The sequence below is a fragment of the Pseudomonas sp. TE3644 genome, assembly GCF_056278815.1.
Genome location: NZ_JBWBQF010000001.1, coordinates 3,845,058 through 3,860,024 on the forward strand (window position 1 = coordinate 3,845,058; position 14,967 = coordinate 3,860,024).

The 14,967-nt window shown below is 63.6% G+C and carries 14 protein-coding genes and 1 riboswitch; of the genes, 7 read left to right on the top strand and 7 right to left on the bottom strand.

The genetic code is table 11. The features are described 5' to 3' along the window. Positions 1-34 precede the first annotated feature (34 nt). The 3 genes from ACZ9GA_RS16830 to kynB form a co-directional block, all read right to left on the bottom strand. The gene (locus tag ACZ9GA_RS16830) at positions 35-1,357 is read right to left on the bottom strand and encodes an OprD family porin (protein WP_457361610.1); all 1,323 of its coding nucleotides are present in this window, start codon (positions 1,355-1,357) and stop codon (positions 35-37) included. A gap of 98 nt (positions 1,358-1,455) precedes the next feature. After that, positions 1,456-2,706, bottom strand: a complete 1,251-nt coding sequence (gene kynU / locus ACZ9GA_RS16835) for a kynureninase (RefSeq protein ID WP_457361609.1) — start codon at positions 2,704-2,706, stop codon at positions 1,456-1,458. Continuing rightward, positions 2,703-3,371 carry an arylformamidase gene (gene kynB, locus ACZ9GA_RS16840; protein WP_457361608.1) on the bottom strand — a complete coding sequence of 223 codons (669 nt, stop codon included), beginning with the start codon at positions 3,369-3,371 and terminating at the stop codon, positions 2,703-2,705. The genes kynU and kynB overlap by 4 nt, the downstream gene beginning before the upstream one ends. 131 nt (positions 3,372-3,502) lie before the next feature. Between kynB and ACZ9GA_RS16845 the strand changes: the two genes are divergently transcribed. The 4 genes from ACZ9GA_RS16845 (at position 3,503) to ACZ9GA_RS16860 (ending at position 7,274) form a co-directional block, all read left to right on the top strand. After that, positions 3,503-3,976 carry an Lrp/AsnC family transcriptional regulator gene (locus ACZ9GA_RS16845; protein WP_457361607.1) on the top strand — a complete coding sequence of 158 codons (474 nt, stop codon included), beginning with the start codon at positions 3,503-3,505 and terminating at the stop codon, positions 3,974-3,976. A 490-nt stretch (positions 3,977-4,466) separates the two neighbouring features. Next, positions 4,467-5,888 (top strand): sugar porter family MFS transporter, encoded by a 1,422-nt coding sequence (locus ACZ9GA_RS16850; protein WP_457361606.1) that lies wholly within the window; start codon positions 4,467-4,469, stop codon positions 5,886-5,888. 240 nt (positions 5,889-6,128) lie between these two features. Continuing rightward, on the top strand, positions 6,129-6,923 hold the full coding sequence (locus tag ACZ9GA_RS16855; protein ID WP_457361605.1) for a glycosyltransferase: 795 nt from the start codon (positions 6,129-6,131) through the stop codon (positions 6,921-6,923). Positions 6,924-6,944: 21 nt separating this feature from the next. Continuing rightward, positions 6,945-7,274, top strand: coding sequence for a DUF7693 family protein (locus ACZ9GA_RS16860; protein ID WP_457361604.1), 330 nt, complete (start codon positions 6,945-6,947; stop codon positions 7,272-7,274). A 150-nt stretch (positions 7,275-7,424) separates the two neighbouring features. On the opposite strand, the gene ACZ9GA_RS16865 is transcribed toward ACZ9GA_RS16860, so the two are convergent. The 4 genes from ACZ9GA_RS16865 to ACZ9GA_RS16880 all read right to left on the bottom strand — a co-directional run bounded on the left by ACZ9GA_RS16865 (position 7,425) and on the right by ACZ9GA_RS16880 (position 11,776). Then, on the bottom strand, positions 7,425-9,788 hold the full coding sequence (locus ACZ9GA_RS16865) for a TonB-dependent siderophore receptor (RefSeq protein WP_457361603.1): 2,364 nt from the start codon (positions 9,786-9,788) through the stop codon (positions 7,425-7,427). A 101-nt stretch (positions 9,789-9,889) separates the two neighbouring features. Continuing rightward, positions 9,890-10,831, bottom strand: a complete 942-nt coding sequence (locus tag ACZ9GA_RS16870; protein ID WP_457361602.1) for a FecR domain-containing protein — start codon at positions 10,829-10,831, stop codon at positions 9,890-9,892. Then, on the bottom strand, positions 10,828-11,304 hold the full coding sequence (locus ACZ9GA_RS16875; protein ID WP_457363705.1) for a sigma-70 family RNA polymerase sigma factor: 477 nt from the start codon (positions 11,302-11,304) through the stop codon (positions 10,828-10,830). The genes ACZ9GA_RS16870 and ACZ9GA_RS16875 overlap by 4 nt, the downstream gene beginning before the upstream one ends. Before the next feature lie 262 nt (positions 11,305-11,566). Beyond that, positions 11,567-11,776, bottom strand: coding sequence for a hypothetical protein (locus ACZ9GA_RS16880; protein ID WP_457361601.1), 210 nt, complete (start codon positions 11,774-11,776; stop codon positions 11,567-11,569). Between the two features lie 220 nt (positions 11,777-11,996). On the opposite strand from ACZ9GA_RS16880, the gene ACZ9GA_RS16885 reads away from it, so the two are divergent. The 3 genes from ACZ9GA_RS16885 (at position 11,997) to ACZ9GA_RS16895 (ending at position 14,955) form a co-directional block, all read left to right on the top strand. Continuing rightward, positions 11,997-12,539 carry a hypothetical protein gene (locus ACZ9GA_RS16885; RefSeq protein ID WP_457361600.1) on the top strand — a complete coding sequence of 181 codons (543 nt, stop codon included), beginning with the start codon at positions 11,997-11,999 and terminating at the stop codon, positions 12,537-12,539. Between the two features lie 98 nt (positions 12,540-12,637). Next, positions 12,638-12,830, top strand: a riboswitch (cobalamin riboswitch). Positions 12,831-12,973: 143 nt separating this feature from the next. Further along, positions 12,974-14,296: an OprD family porin gene (locus ACZ9GA_RS16890; protein WP_457361599.1), complete on the top strand. Its 1,323-nt coding sequence runs from the start codon at positions 12,974-12,976 to the stop codon at positions 14,294-14,296. 203 nt (positions 14,297-14,499) lie between these two features. Then, positions 14,500-14,955 (top strand): copper chaperone PCu(A)C, encoded by a 456-nt coding sequence (locus ACZ9GA_RS16895; protein WP_457361598.1) that lies wholly within the window; start codon positions 14,500-14,502, stop codon positions 14,953-14,955. Positions 14,956-14,967: the final 12 nt, after the last annotated feature.

Genomic DNA, 14,967 nt, shown 5'->3' on the forward strand with positions numbered 1-14,967 from the left:
TTGGGTGAAGGGGGTGGGCGCGAGTGGGGGCGGGTCAGAAAATACTCAACGGGTATTCGATGATCAGGCGCACTTCGTCGTTGTCGGTGGTGTCGGCGCGGGCCACTTGCGTGGTGGAGCGCAACGACGCCTGGCGCAGGCGCAGCGACAAGTCCTTGGCCTTGCCTGACTGCACCACGTAACGCGCCTCGATATCGCGCTCCCAGCGCTTGCCGTCGCTGCCGTAACGGCCGTAGGCGGCGTTCTGCCCACCCTGGTAGTGGCTGTCATCGATGTGGTCGCCGCTGACGTAGCGCGACATGAAGGTCAACCCCGGCACGCCGAAGGCGGCCATGTCCAGGTCGTAGCGCACCTGCCAGGATCGCTCGTTGGGGGCGTTGAAGTCGACGATCTGCACGGAGTTGGCGAGGAAAATCGAGGTGCCACTTTGCTGGTCGAAGCCCAGGTAATCGAACGGCTCGTTGCCGTCGACCTGCTGGTACGCGAGGGTGAAGCGCTGCGGTCCCAGGCGGTAGCTGCTCGACAGCGACCAGGTGGTGTTGTCGATGTCACCGGCCAGGCGTCGGCCTTCGTCCGTGGTGCGGTAGAGGTTGAAGTCCAGGTTCAGGCTCTGGTTGTCGGCCAGCGGCCAGGTGTAGTCGAGGTTGCCGTAGTACTGGCGCCAGATGTCGGCGAACACCGAGCCGTACAGGCTCAGGCTAAGCCGGTCGGTGGCGTTGTAGCGCCCACCCAGGTAATCCACGCTGAGCGTTTCAACCCCGGCGTACAACGCCTTCAGGGCACCGCTGTCGTTGGTCGAGGCACCGTCGTTGCCAGAGGTAAAGTGGCCCATGTCCAGGTGCAGGCTGGCCAGTTCGTCACTGGTCAGTTGAAAGCCGTTGGCCTGCATGGTGAACAGCCGCGCGCTGCCGGTGCCGAACACCGGGTTGAGCGGCGTGAGGTTGCCGTATTTGAGCTCGGTGTGGGAGATGCGCATTTTCAGCGCCCCGCCCGCCTCGGAATAATCGCCTTGGGCACGACCATCGTCGCCAATGGGCAGCAGCCCGGTGCCCGCGGTGCCCTTGCCGCTGTCCAGGCGCAGGCCCAACTGGGCGTAGGCATCCAGGCCGAAGCCGACCAGCCCCTGGGTGTAGCCGGAGGCGAAGTTCAGGGTCAGGCCTTCGGCCCATTCCTTGCGGTAGTTCTGGCCGCCGCTGTTGTTGAGGTTGTTGCGGTAGAACAGGAAGTTGATGGTGTTGAGGGTCAGGTGGCTGTCCTCAATGAAACCTGGGTTTTCCTCAGCCTGCAAAACCGGGCTGATGCAACTCGCCAGGGCCAGGGCTAATGCCGGCCTGAAAGGGGGGAGCGTCGACTTCATTCTTGAATGTTCCGGTGTGATTATTATTGGCAGATGTTCAAGTTCAAGCACTCCCGTCCACCCCTCGCCTTCGGGGGTGGTGTGGGTGGTTCGATGTATCAGGTCACGCTGTGGCGTACCTGGAAACGCGGCTCGGCCCAGGTGCGCTGGTCAAGGATTTCGCCCAGGATCTGCACGGCGTCCCACACGTCGCAGAAGCGCGTATACAGCGGGGTGAAGCCGAAGCGCATGATGCGCGGTTCGCGGTAGTCGCCGATCACGCCACGCTCGATCAAGGCCTGGATCACGGCATAGCCTTCGGGGTGTTCGAAGCTGACGTGGCTGCCGCGCCGGTCGTGCTCACGGGGGGTGATCAGCACCAGGCCGTGAGCGGCGCAGCGCTGTTCGACCAGCTCGATGAACAGGTCGGTCAGGGCCAGGGATTTTTTGCGCAATGCCGCCATGCTGGTCTGGGCGAACACGGCCAGGCCGCACTCCACCATCGCCAGCGAGGCCAGCGGCTGGGTGCCGCACAGGTAACGGGCGATGCCCTGGCGCGGCTCATAGTGGGTGGCCATGTCGAACTGCCGCGCGTGGCCAAACCAGCCGGACAGCGGCTGGTTGACCAGGTTGCACAGCGCCGGCGACACCCACACGAACGCCTGGGCACCGGGGCCGCCGTTGAGGTATTTGTAGGTGCAGCCGATGGCGTAATCGGCGCCGGCCTGATGCAGGTCGATGGGCAAGGCGCCAGCCGAGTGCGCAAGGTCCCAGATGCTCAGGGCGCCACGTTGGTGGATCAGCGCGGTCAGCGCGGTCATGTCGTGCAGGTAGCCAGTCTTGTAATTGACGTGGGTGAGCATGGCCACGGCGGTGTCCTGGTCGATGGCCTCGGCGAGCTCCTGCGGGCTATTGACCAGGCGCAGGCTGTAGCCCTGCTGCAGCAATTGGGCCAGGCCTTCGGCGATGTACAGGTCGGTCGGGAAGTTGCTGGCTTCGCTGACAATCACCTTGCGCTGCGGGGCACGACCGGCCTGCACCCGCAAGGCGGCGCTGAGTACCTTGAACAGGTTGATGGAGGTGGTATCAGTGACCACCACCTCACCTTCGCCGGCGCCGATAAGGTCGGCCAGCTGGTTACCCAGACGCTCGGGCAGGTCACGCCAGCCGGCGCTGTTCCAACTGCGAATCAGGCCGTTGCCCCATTCTTCGCTGATCAACTGCTGGGCCCGTGCAGCGGCGGCCACGGGGCGTGCACCGAGGGAGTTGCCGTCCAGGTAGATCACCCCTTCGGGCAAGGCAAACTGGTCACGCAGGTGCGCCAGGGCATCGTCCTGGTCAAGCGCCAGGCAGGTATCGCGGTGGGTCATGGGAGGTCCTTGTGAGGGTAGTGCATGTGGGGCAGCGCCCGCAGAATCGCGCGCACGGGGCTGGCGTCCAGGTTGGCGAAGCGCAGCGGCAGGGCAATCAGTTCGTAGTCACCGGGGGCGACATCGTCCAGCACCACGCCTTCGAGAATCGCCATGCGGTGGCGCGCCGTGGCGTGATGGGCGTCCAGGGTTTTGGAGTGCTGGGGGTCCATCGACGCGCTGTCGATGCCCAGCAGGCGCACACCCAGGCTGCCCAGCACCTCCACGGTGTGCGGCGCCACGGCGCAGAACTGCTCGTCCCACTGGTGTTGTGGGGCTTGGGCATAGGTGCGCAACAGCACGCGCGGCGGCAGGTTATCGAGGTGGCCGGCCAGATGCTCGGGCGTCACCAGGGGACCGGCGCCCATGCAATGGATCACCCGGCAGGGGCCCATGTACAAGTCCAGGTCAACCTGGCCGATGGCAGCGCCCTGGGCCATGAAATGGAACGGCGCGTCGACGTGGGCGCCGGTGTGCGGCGACAGGGTGATGCGCGCGACATTGACCGGGCACTGGTCGCTGATGACAGCCCCGCGCGTCTCCTGAAACGGTGTATCCCCGGGCCACACCGGGGTGGACGGGTCGAGTACCGGACTGATGTCCCAATAGCGCGGTGCAGGGGTCATGGTGGGCTCCTAGTGTTGGCAAAATAGTGCCCCAACCACCGGAGAATTTTCGTGCAAAGCGCAGGGCAAATCGCGGAACATGTCGCAGTAAATTCGACAATTCCCAGCCAAGACACAGAATAATTTCAACAATGACTCTAGACGCGACAGACCTGCGAATTCTTCACGTGCTGCAACAGGACGGCCGTATCAGCAACCAGGACCTGGCGGAGAAAGTGGCCCTGTCCCCTTCGGCCTGTCTGAGACGACTGCGCCTGCTGGAAGAGGACGGCGTGATCAGCGGCTACCAGGCGGTATTGAATGCGGAAAAACTGGGGGTGGAGTTCGAGGCCATCGTGCACGTGTCGTTGCGCCAGGACGTGGAAGATTGGCACGAGACCTTCATCACCAAGGTGCAACTGTGGCCCGAAGTGGTGGCGGCCTACGTGATCACCGGCGCCAGCAACTATGCCTTGCGCGTACAGGCGCGCGACCTCAAGCACTTCTCCAGTTTCATCGTCAACACGCTCAATCGCACGGCCGGGGTGACCGATATTCGCTCGGAAATCGTGCTGCAGAAAATCAAGGACCGCGACGCGGTGCTGGATTTGGTGATGCGCAAGTAACAGCCCGCTATATCCGCAACTGCCTTTGTGGGAGCGGGTTCTACCCGCGAAGAAGTTAACGCGGGGTGACTGAACCACCGCGGCGTGGTTTTCGCGGGTAGAACCCGCTCCCACGCTGCCCCAGGCTGCGTCCGGCCTGACGCGGTGTGCCTGATTGACCACGGCGCCTATGACGCGGCCTCGCGGCCGCTGCTACAGAGCCCGTGCTGCAAGCCGTCTTGGAATGGCGTCATCTGCATCGTGACTAAAGTCGGCTCCTACGCCGCGCGTGGTAGGAGCCGGCCTTGGCCGCGATGCAGACGCCGCGGTCCTGTAGCCGCTGCCGCCAGGCTGCGCTGGCCTAGGCCTCACTGAAGACATCCAGGCCTGGCACAGGCGAGCGCAGCCTGGCGGCAGTGGCTACAAAAAAGGAACCAACCGCTCTGCGACGGCCCTAACAAGCAGGTCAGCATCCCTGACACCCCGTCGTTTGCAGAGAGGTTCGCCGTTCATGTCTTCCACCCTTGCGTCACCCACCACGGGCGAAGCCGCCGAACAGCGGCCTGCGCCGCACCGCCTGGTCATGATCTGTGTGCTGGTGGCCACCATGGGCGCACTCGCGTTCGGTTATGACACGGGCATCATCGCCGGCGCCCTGCCCTTCATGACCTTGGCGCCCGCCCAGGGCGGGCTGGGCCTGAACCCGTTCAGCGAAGGGTTGATCACCTCATCGCTGATCGTGGGCGCCGCCTTCGGCTCACTGGCCAGCGGTTACATCTCCGATCGCTTCGGCCGACGGCTGACCCTGCGCCTGCTGTCGGTGCTGTTCATCGTCGGCGCCCTGGGCACGGCGCTGGCCCCTTCGATTGCGTTCATGATCGGCGCGCGCCTGGTGTTGGGCATCGCCGTGGGTGGTGGCTCGGCCACGGTGCCGGTGTTCATCGCGGAAATCGCCGGGCCGTCGCGACGTGGCCGGCTGGTGAGCCGCAACGAGTTGATGATCGTCAGCGGCCAACTGCTGGCCTATGTGCTGAGCGCGGCGATGGCCGCCCTGCTGCATGCGCCCGGCATTTGGCGCTACATGCTGGCAATTGCCACCGTACCCGGGCTGCTGTTGCTGGTGGGCACTTTCTTTGTGCCCGCCTCGCCGCGCTGGCTGGCGTCCAAGGGCCGTTTCGACGAAGCCCGCGCCGTGCTGGAGCAATTGCGCGACACCCCGTCCGAAGCCAAGCGTGAAGTCGACGACATGAAGGCCCACGACAAACAGTCCGGCCGCCACGCGACGGCCCGCGAGCTGCTGCGCCAACCCTGGGTGCTCAAGCTGCTGCTGATTGGCGTGGGGCTGGGCTTTACCGCCCAGTTCACCGGGGTCAATGCGTTCATGTATTACACGCCCATCATCCTGCAACATACCGGCATGGGCACCAACGCCGCGCTGACCGCCACCATCGGCAACGGCGTGGTCTCGGTGATTGCCACCTTGCTGGGCATCTGGGCGATCGGCCGCTACGGCCGCAGGCACCTGCTGATGACCGGGCTTGTGGTGGTCATCGTGGCCCAGGCCGCCCTGGGCTGTGTACTGCAGTTCATGCCGCAGAACCTGGTGCAAAGCTACGCGGCGCTGGGCTGTATTCTGGTGTTTTTGCTGTTCATGCAGATGTGCATCGCGCCGGTGTACTGGCTGCTGATGTCGGAGCTGTTCCCCATGCAGGTACGCGGGCTGCTGACCGGGGTGGCGGTGTCGTTGCAGTGGCTGTTCAATGCGGCGGTGGCGTTTGTGTTCCCCATAGCCATCAGCACCTTGGGCAACCCGACGTTCTTTGCGTTTGCGGTGATCAATGTGGGGTCGCTGGCGTTTGTGTTCCTGTGCCTGCCGGAAACCCGGGGCAAGTCGCTTGAGCAGATTGAAAAGCACATGAAGAAGGAGCTGTAAGGGTGCAGCCGCCCCGTGGGGCGGCTACTTGGACTAACTTTGAAACATATATTTACATAATGTTACGTAACTTCTGCCACACTCACATATTCTTGCCCTGAGCATGACAAAATTTTCACGTTGCAGTCGCGATAGTTATCTCACTCCAAATGACCTCATTCTTGCCCAACGACGCGAGCAAGTCCGCCAGGTCATTCCTTCAGACACATCGATAGCAGCGATGTATCAAGGCGATAACATATGCATACTCAACCGATACATACAGCGCCCCGTTTCAGCATTGCCATGGTGAACTACAAAACCTGCGAAATGACGCAGGCCTGCCTTGAATTACTGAAACAACAATTGGCCGGGCGCAATGTGCCAGTATGGGTAGTGGACAACAACTCGGCCGACGAGAGCACCCAGTATTTGCGGGGCCTGGACTGGATCAACCTGATCGAGCGGGTACAGCCTGCAGGCGAGCCGGGGCATGTTGCCCACGGCAAGGCACTGGATCTTGTACTTGAACGCATTGATACCGACTATATTCTTTTAATGCATACCGACACCTTCATTTATAACAATGAAGTCTTCGATCTTATGCTGAAAATGTGTGAATCGCCTGACGTGGCTGCCGTTGGCTGTGTCGAGCAACTTGATCGGGGTCTGGTGCGCACCGCATGGCGATTCGGTTCACGCTATTGCAAACATCATTATCGCCGCCTGCTGCAATCCTTGCACTTGCCAAGCCGTGAACCCAAGGCGTGGAAGGAAGTGCATTTGAAAAGCTTCTGCACCTTGTGGAATGCCAAGGCCATGAAACAGCAAGGCCTGCACTTCTGCATGGATGACCGGGTACCTGGGTACACCCTGCAGGACCGCATGGTGGAAGCTGGCTTCTCCATCGCCACACTGTCACCACGGCGCCTGTTCAAGTACCTGGACCACATCCAGGGCGGCACGGTGTCGGCACGCGGTGGTTACGCCCAAGGGCACCGGCGCACGCGCATGTATGAAAATGCGCTGGCGCGTCGTGTATCCTCTCACGGGTAATCACTGATCAAGGGATAACCGGTGACAGGCCACCGCCACACTGTCGATATTCAGGGGCGGCTCACGGTTCGCGAGGTCACGCAGGCATTGCGCGAGATCACCTTTGGCCGCCATGCCATGGTGCGGGCTGACACTCAGGGCACTCCTCAGGGCACTCCAGGCCTGCTGCTGATCGAGGTAGAGGGCTGGCGGATCAGCCTGATGCACACTGGTGCCGCACTGTGCCACTGCACCGGCGCGATCAGCCCTGACGGCAGGCAATGGACACTGGCTAGCGGCGATCGCTACGACCCCATGGCGCTGCTGTCGACATGGGAACTCGCCACCCTCCAGGGCTTGCTGCAGCTGTAGCCGCTGCCGACAGGCTGCGCTGGCCGGCGTGAACCCTGAAGATTTACAGCGAGGCATAGGGCCAGCGCAGCCTGGCGGCAGCGGCTACGGCGGCGGCCGACACCCCGCGTCACAGGCGCCGCGATAGACTTGCCACCCCGTAGTGCCCCTTTACCAGCGATAGGTCACGCTGCCGATCACGCTGCGCTCGTCGCCATAGCGGCAGGTGGTATTGCAGTACAGGTATTTTTTGTCAAACAGGTTCTGCGCCTTGGCCTGCAACTGCCAGTGGCTATCCACCTCGTAGCTGATCAGCGCATCCACCAGGGTGTAGGCCGGGATCTTGCCGTCATAGACGCTGGGCGTGGTGCGAGTGGTGCCGATGTAACGAGCGCCGCCGCCTATGCGCACCTGGTCCAGGCCCACCGCGGCCAGGCGATAGCTGGCCCACAGGCTGGCGCTGTTATACGGCACGCCTTCGATCCGCTTGCCGACGTTGCTGGCAGTCTGGTCCTGCAGCACGTGTGTGTCGGTGTAGGCATAGCCGACGCTGAGGTCCAGGTTGTCCCCCCACTTGCTCTTGGCTTCCAGCTCCACGCCCTTGGAGCGGGTCTTGCCGTACTGCACGTAGGTGTTGATGCTGCTGTCCAGACTCAACGAATTGTCCTGGTCCAATTGGTAGACCGCGGCGCTGATCATGCTGTCGCTGCCGGGCGGCTGGTAACGCAGGCCCAGTTCGTACTGCTCGCCCTCCAGCGGCGCGAAGGCATTGCCGTAGGCCGGGTTGCTGACGCTGGCCGGCTGGAACGACTGGCTGTAGCTGACGTAGGGCGCCAGGCCGTTGTCGGCCAGGTACACCAGCCCTACGCGGCCCGTGGCTTTCTTGTCGCCACGGGTGGCGCGGGCGTCGGTGGCGAAGGTGGTGGTAACGCTGTCGGCCCAGTCCTGGCGGCCGCCCAGCAACAGCAACCACTTGCCGTCGAAGGTAATCTGGTCCTGCAGGTAGAGGCCCATCTGGCTGCTGTGCAGGTCCGAACCGCTGTCGGCTGCGGTGTTGGCGCCCACGCCGGTGTACTGCGGGTTGGCCAGGTTCAACGAAGGCGCCAGTTGGGCGACGCTGGCGCTGATGAAGCGGTGTGAGTCGTAGGTCTTGTGGTAATAGTCCACGCCCACCAACAGGTCATGCTGCCAGCGCCCCTGCTGGAAGGTGAAGTTGAGGTTGTTGTCGGTGGTCCAGCCGGTGGAGCGCTCTTCACGGGCACTGTAGCGGCGTAGCAGTTGACTACCGCTGACCGACACCGGAATCAGGTAGTCCCAGTTGGTGTTGGCCTGGAAATACCGCAGGCTGTGGCTGATGCTCAGGTGGTCGTTGATCTGGTGCTCGAACAGGTAACCCAGGGTGTCCATGCGGTTGTTGAAATGGTCATAGCCCGGCTCGCCCACGAACTGGTCCCGACCGATCTTGTAACCGGGGGTATTGCTGTAAGTGCTGAGGGCGTAGCTCATGGGCGGGGAAAACCCGGTGTAGCTGTCCTGATGGCTGGCCAGCACGGTCAGCGAGGTGTCCTCGTCGGGTTTCCAGGTGAACGCCGGGGCAATGTAGCGGCGGTCGTCGCCTACGTGGTCCACCTGGGTGCCGCTGTCGCGCCACAGGCCGGTCAGGCGATAGCTGAACTGGCCCTGGTCATCCAGCGGGCCGCCCAGGTCGACGGTGTACTGGCGACGGTCGTAATTGCCCACCTCCAGGCCAACTTCATGCAGCGGCGTGTCAGTGGGACGCTTGCTGACGGTGTTGATCATGCCGCCCGGCGACAATTGCCCGTACAGTACCGACGAGGCGCCTTTGAGGACTTCCACCCGTTCCAGGCCATAGGCCTCGACGCTGCCGTCGTAGGGGTTGGACTGCAGCTTCATGCCATCGCGCAGAATGCCACCGGTACCGGCACCGACGTTGAAGCCGCGCAGGGTGTAGTCATCAGCCGTGCGGCTGAAGCTGCTGGGTTGGCTGCTGAAGCCCGGCGTGTATTTGAGCGCGTCGGAGAGGTTATCGCTTTTGCGATCGTTCAGTTCATCCCGAGTGACCACCGACACCGACTGGGGGATTTTCACCAGCGCGGTAGGGGTCTTGGTGCCCACGCTGGAGCGACGTGCCACGTAGCCGTTGCCGTCATCATCGCCCCTGCCCTGGCCGCTGGCATCAATGTTGGTGGCGTCCAGGGTCAGGCTGTCGCGGCTCAGCGGTTGCACGCTGAGCGCCCCGCTGGGGGTGACCAACATCGTCAGGCCGGTGCCGCGCAGGCTTTGCCGTACGGCCGCACTGGCGCCCAGGCGGCCCTGTACCGGTTGCGCCTGGCGGCCCTGTACGTCACCGGGGATGAACAGCACCTGCTGGCCACTGACCTGGCCGATGGCAATCAGGGTGGTGGACACCGTTGCGGCCGGCAGGTTGAAGTCGTACAGCGCTTCGGCGGCCTGGACGGTAAAGGGGGCCAGGCCGCTGCCGATCAGCAGGGCGTATAGGGCTTTGGAATGCATGGATGAACTCGATGATGGGCCATACGGGTACGCGTTTTGCGCGTGTCTATGGGGTGTGTGACCCAGGTGTCGGCTTTTTTCAGGGCAACCGTGAAATAAATTCAGGCCAGGTCTATTCGTGTCCACACCGACAGGTAAGTGGCCATGCGCAGCGGCAGCACCTCGCCCAGGGCCTCCAGCGCGCCTTTGCTGTCCTGCAAGGTGAATACCCCGGAGATACGCAGGGCGGCGGCAGCCGTCGATACCTGCAATATGCCGTGGTGGTAGGGCCGCAGGTGGTCGATGACGCTGCCCAGGGACTGGTCATGCACTTCCAGCAGACCGTGGGGCCAGCGGCGCTCATCAGTGTGCTGCGCCGCAATCGGTTGCCAGGCGTGCCCGTCGTACGCCAGGCCCTGTCCAGCCGTCAGAGTCTGGGTGTGGCCCGGGCTGCGTAATTGCAGGGTGGTGTCCAGCGACCACAGTTGCGCCTGGCGTTGCTGCAGCGCCAACAGGCAGCGTCCACCGTCCAGCCAGGCTTCGCCGAACGCGCAGGCCAGCACGAAGGGCCGCCCCGGGGCACGGCTGATTTGCGCCTGCACCGCACCACGCAGTACCTGCACGCGCCGTTGCCCGGGACCGAAATCAACGTCCACGGCGCTTTGAGCGTTGAGCAGCAACGTCGAACCATCCTGCAGGGTAAAGCTGCGACGCTCGGCCGTGGCCGTGCGCAAGTCGGCGCCCAGACGCGCATGCAGTGGGCCGCCGCGCACGGTCAGCAACTGCCCGCCCAAGGCCATGCCGCCCACGCCCAACGCGCCGCGCAGCAGGCGTCGACGGCCCACCCCGGCGCCCCGCAGCGCCTGTACCACGCCCTCCTGCTGGGCCAATGGCGCCAGGGTACGGTTCAACTGCTGCTGCAAGGTCTGCCAGGCGTGCGCATGCTGGACATCGGCGGCAAGCCAGGCTTGAAACTGATGCTGCGCCTGCTCGTCCGCCGCGCCCGAGGCCAGCCGGGCATACCATTCGATAGCCTGCGCGGCGCCCGGCGGCAGCGGTTTCATGGCGCTGCCCGGTAGCAGGCTGTGAGGCCCTGAACCACGTACTGGTGCACGCGGGTGACCGACACCCCGAGTTCTTCGGCAATGCGCGCATAGGTCAGGCCATCAATCTGGCTGTAGAGAAAAGCGGCCCGCGCCCTGGACGACAGACCATCGAGCAGACGGTCGATTTCCATTAGCGCTTCCATGACCAGCCAGTGCTCCTGGGGCGACGGTGCGCAGGCCTCCGGCAAGGCAGCGAGGGACTCCAAGTAAGCCCGCTCGATGTCGTTGCGGCGCCATCGGGCGAAGATCAGCCGCTTGCCAATGGTGCTCAACAACGCCCGCGGTTCACGGATCGCCAACGGATCGGGCAGCGCAACCACTTGGGCGAAGGTCTCGGCCGCCAGGTCAGCCGCGTCTTCACGGCAATGCAACCGCAGGCGCAACCGCTCAAACAGCCAGCCGTGGTGATCGCCGAACAGGCGATGCAGCATTTGCTGACGGGCTTGGAAATGCGGGGTGAGACTGGTATCCACTGCGGATATCGCCCTTGCTAATGACAACTATTCGCAATGGTGACGGGATTGGCGGGGGAATGCAAGGCGGGGCTGCGCGGGCGCTGTGCCTTGATGAAGAGGTGCGCTGGAACATATGCCTGTGGGACCGGGCGAAGCTTTGGAAGCGAACGGCCGGCTAATCCTGCTGGCCGCTTCCCGAGCGTCGCCCGGTCCCACAGGCAGTTATCAGGGTTGCCGATCAGCCTTCGACGATAACGATGTAGTCCATACCGGCGATCTGGCCGGCGGCTTCCGGCAATTTTACCGGGATGCCCATGAATTCCCCGTCCACGTATTCCTTGGCGCGAGTCACGGCGTCCACGGCCGCCTTGGACCACAGGTGCAATTCCACCACTTTTTCGCCGTCACGGCGGTGTTGGGCGATCTCGTCCACGATACGTTGTTTCATGGGGGTTCCTAAGCTGGATGGGGGGCGGGGAGTCTACCTGATTCGCCAGCCTCCGGCGCGCGACAACTGCCTGGCAATCGCATCGCCGCAGCGTGCAGCAGCATAAGCAAAACAGATGCCTCGTTAAGCGTTTCCCACACGCGCAGTGGCAGACGCAAGCATACAGTCACCTTTCTCCACGCCTTTCCCCAATTCTACAAAAACAAAGAAGGTGAAATCCATGAGTCAAGAGACGAGCTTGCGCTTGAACGGTCAGCACACGGCCTCGCTGTCGAGCACCGAACGATACCCCCTTGCCACACTGATCCGCGCCGGCGCCATCGGCGGGCTTACCGGGGCGGTGTGCATCTGGATTTACGAAGCACTGGTCTGGGTGGGCGTGCAGCACTTGATGCCGCTTGCCGGTATCCCGCGCAATGCCACGGGGCTGGTGTTCGGCAAGGGCGTGCAGGAAGGGCTGGGTATCTGGGCTTACGCACTGGGCACAGTCATTCACTTCGCGTTCGCCATCGGTTGGGGCGTTCTGTTTGCCGCGGTGTGGCCGTACTTCCGTCGTCGTGGCTATGAAGCGACGTTCATTGCGCTGTTCTACGCCATCATCGCCTGGGTTGCCATGCACGTGGCCATCTCGATCGCCTCGGACAACCATCCGGACTACTTCGACCCCGCGACCATCATTGGTGGGTTCATGTCGCACTTCGTCTTCACTGTGCCCTTGGCGCTGACGGTAAAACGACTACTGGCGCCCTACCCCGGCGCCTAAGCTCAGCCGGTGAAATGTTTTGAAATAATAAAGCCCCCCTTGCAAAGGGCCAATCTGCCTTGCGCACGCCATTAGCGGTTTATCCCAAGCCGTTGATCCCCTACCATCGCGCCGCCGGTTTCCAAATGGGATTAATAGGGAATTCGCGGCGCCGCAGCTGGCGCCAACCGAAACTGCCCCCGCAACTGTAGATGCCGAGCCCGCTCCATTCATGCCACTGGGCCTACCCGGGAAGGCGGGGCCGGGCCATGACGCATCAGTCAGGAGACCTGCCGGCCAACGCAACATCACTGACCGGCGGGGTGTCCGGGAAGGACATCCCCTGCCGTCTGCGCTGGCGCCGCACACGGCCGTGCCGTGCTTTTCCCAAGGCGCGTTGATGTGTTTCCCGGCGGTACACCCTGCCCGTGTACCGTTCAAATGGAGATTGCATCATGCTGCCCCGCCTCGCTTCCCTGCTGGCCCTCGCCAGCCCGTTCGCCTTCGGCGACTCTGCCCAGTCGCAAGCCAACGGTTTCATCGAGGACAGCACCTGGAGCCTGCTCAACCGCACCGTCTACGACAACCGCGAATACCGTCACGGCGCCAGCAATGGCGCGGCCCGCAATGCCTACAAGCCCCGCGCACAGCGCAACGGCTACGCCGAGGAATGGGGCTATGGGCTGATGGGCACGCTGCAATCCGGGTTCACCCAGGGGGTGATCGGTGTGGGGGTAGACGCCCATGCCTACTACGCCCGGCAGCTGGACAGCGGCGGCGGCCGCGCCGGCAAGGCGCGCCTGCTGGCCGTGGACAATGACGGCCACCCCAAGGATGAATTCAGCCGCGGCGGCGCGGCCCTCAAGCTGCGCGTGTCCTCCACGGTGCTGTCCTACGGCGAGCAGCGGGTGAGCACGCCGGTGTTCAGTTCATCCGACAGCCGCCTGCTGCCCGAGACGGCGACGGGACTGTTCCTGAGCAGCCAGGAATTGGAGCAGGTGAAGATCGTCGCCGGTCATTTCACCGAAAGCACCGCGCGCAACGCCAGCAGTCATGACCAGGGCTTTGTGGTCAACTACTCCGGCGCCAGGCAGGGTAATGCGCTTGACCTGGCGGGTGTGGTCTACACGCCAAGCGATACCCTGCGCGCCAGCCTGTTCACCTCGCGCTATGAGGACACCTGGGACCAGCATTACCTGGGCGGGACGGTCACGCAGGTCATCGACAGCAACAGCTCGCTGGCCTGGAACCTCAACCTGTACCGCACCACCGACCAGGGCAAGGCATTGTCGGGGCAGATCGACAACACCACGTGGAGCCTGATGTCCACCTACGCCCACGGGCCCCACAGTGTCAGCCTGGGGTATCAGCAGGTGCACGGCAACACGCCGTTCGACTACGTCACCAGCGGGGCGATTTACCTCACCAACGCGGTGCAGATGTCGGACTTCAACGCGCCCAACGAACGGTCCTGGCAAGCGCGCTATGCCTTGCTGCTGGCGCCGGGCCTGACACTGAGCGCCGCCTACCTGCGCGGCGATCATATCGATGGCAGCCACGTCGATCCTGACGGCGGCTATGCCTACCTGGGCTACGGCGACCACGGCAGGCACTGGGAACGGGACCTGGAGGCACGCTATGTGGTGCAGGACGGCGTGGCCAAGGGCATGCGCGTGTCACTGCAGCACAATGTGCACCGGGGCAACACGGCGCAGGCGGAGCTCGATGGCGATCAGATTCGCCTGGCGGTGGAGTACCCGCTGACAGGAAGGTTCTGACGCCGCCCGGTAGCCGCTGCCGTCAGGCTGCGCCGGCCGGTGTGCACCTTCAAGATCTCCAGGCACGCGAGGGCCAGCGCAGCCTGGCGGCAGCGGCTACAGGCGCGCAGGATTTTCGCGGGTGGCGTTTGCCCAGACGCCGTTTGCCGCCTAGTTTTGTTGGAACCATCACCCGCATGGCCCACCAGAACAGGGAATTCACTATGTCGATACGCACGCTAGGTCTCGCCACGCTGCTCGCCCTCGCCCTCCCCGCCGTTGCCCACGACTTCAAGGCCGGGGAGTTGTCCGTCGACCACCCTTGGTCCCGGGAACTGCCCGTGGACCTGCAGGGCGCTGCGGCCTACTTCACCATTCACAACCATGGCAGCCAGCCAGACCGCCTGCTGTCAGTCAGCACGCCCCGTGCGCACAAGGCCGATCTGCACTTCCAGGCAGCAGGCAGCAGCCCCGCCGACATGAAGGACATGGGCGCCGTGGAGATCCCGGCCCACGGTGAGGTGGCCTTCAAACCCGGTGCCAACCACGTGATGCTGAGCGGGGTCGAACACCCGCTGAAGGCCGGTGAGCACTTCCCCATGACCCTGCAGTTCGAGAAGGCTGGCAAGGTCGAGGTCGAAGTAGAAGTGAAGAAAGCCGATGCGCTGACCGCGCATTAACCAAGGCGCAAG

Excerpts from the sequence above, each read along its gene's own strand:
- ACZ9GA_RS16880 (WP_457361601.1), bottom strand. The coding sequence starts at position 11,776 with ATGAAACAACGTATCGTGGACGAGATCGCCCAACACCGCCGTGACGGC.
- ACZ9GA_RS16895 (WP_457361598.1), top strand. The coding sequence starts at position 14,500 with ATGTCGATACGCACGCTAGGTCTCGCCACGCTGCTCGCCCTCGCCCTC.
- ACZ9GA_RS16865 (WP_457361603.1), bottom strand. The coding sequence starts at position 9,788 with ATGCATTCCAAAGCCCTATACGCCCTGCTGATCGGCAGCGGCCTGGCC.
- kynB (WP_457361608.1), bottom strand. The coding sequence starts at position 3,371 with ATGACCCCTGCACCGCGCTATTGGGACATCAGTCCGGTACTCGACCCG.
- ACZ9GA_RS16855 (WP_457361605.1), top strand. The coding sequence starts at position 6,129 with ATGCATACTCAACCGATACATACAGCGCCCCGTTTCAGCATTGCCATG.
- ACZ9GA_RS16870 (WP_457361602.1), bottom strand. The coding sequence starts at position 10,831 with ATGAAACCGCTGCCGCCGGGCGCCGCGCAGGCTATCGAATGGTATGCC.
- ACZ9GA_RS16830 (WP_457361610.1), bottom strand. The coding sequence starts at position 1,357 with ATGAAGTCGACGCTCCCCCCTTTCAGGCCGGCATTAGCCCTGGCCCTG.
- ACZ9GA_RS16850 (WP_457361606.1), top strand. The coding sequence starts at position 4,467 with ATGTCTTCCACCCTTGCGTCACCCACCACGGGCGAAGCCGCCGAACAG.
- ACZ9GA_RS16875 (WP_457363705.1), bottom strand. The coding sequence starts at position 11,304 with ATGCTGCATCGCCTGTTCGGCGATCACCACGGCTGGCTGTTTGAGCGG.
- ACZ9GA_RS16890 (WP_457361599.1), top strand. The coding sequence starts at position 12,974 with ATGCTGCCCCGCCTCGCTTCCCTGCTGGCCCTCGCCAGCCCGTTCGCC.
- ACZ9GA_RS16885 (WP_457361600.1), top strand. The coding sequence starts at position 11,997 with ATGAGTCAAGAGACGAGCTTGCGCTTGAACGGTCAGCACACGGCCTCG.
- ACZ9GA_RS16845 (WP_457361607.1), top strand. The coding sequence starts at position 3,503 with ATGACTCTAGACGCGACAGACCTGCGAATTCTTCACGTGCTGCAACAG.
- kynU (WP_457361609.1), bottom strand. The coding sequence starts at position 2,706 with ATGACCCACCGCGATACCTGCCTGGCGCTTGACCAGGACGATGCCCTG.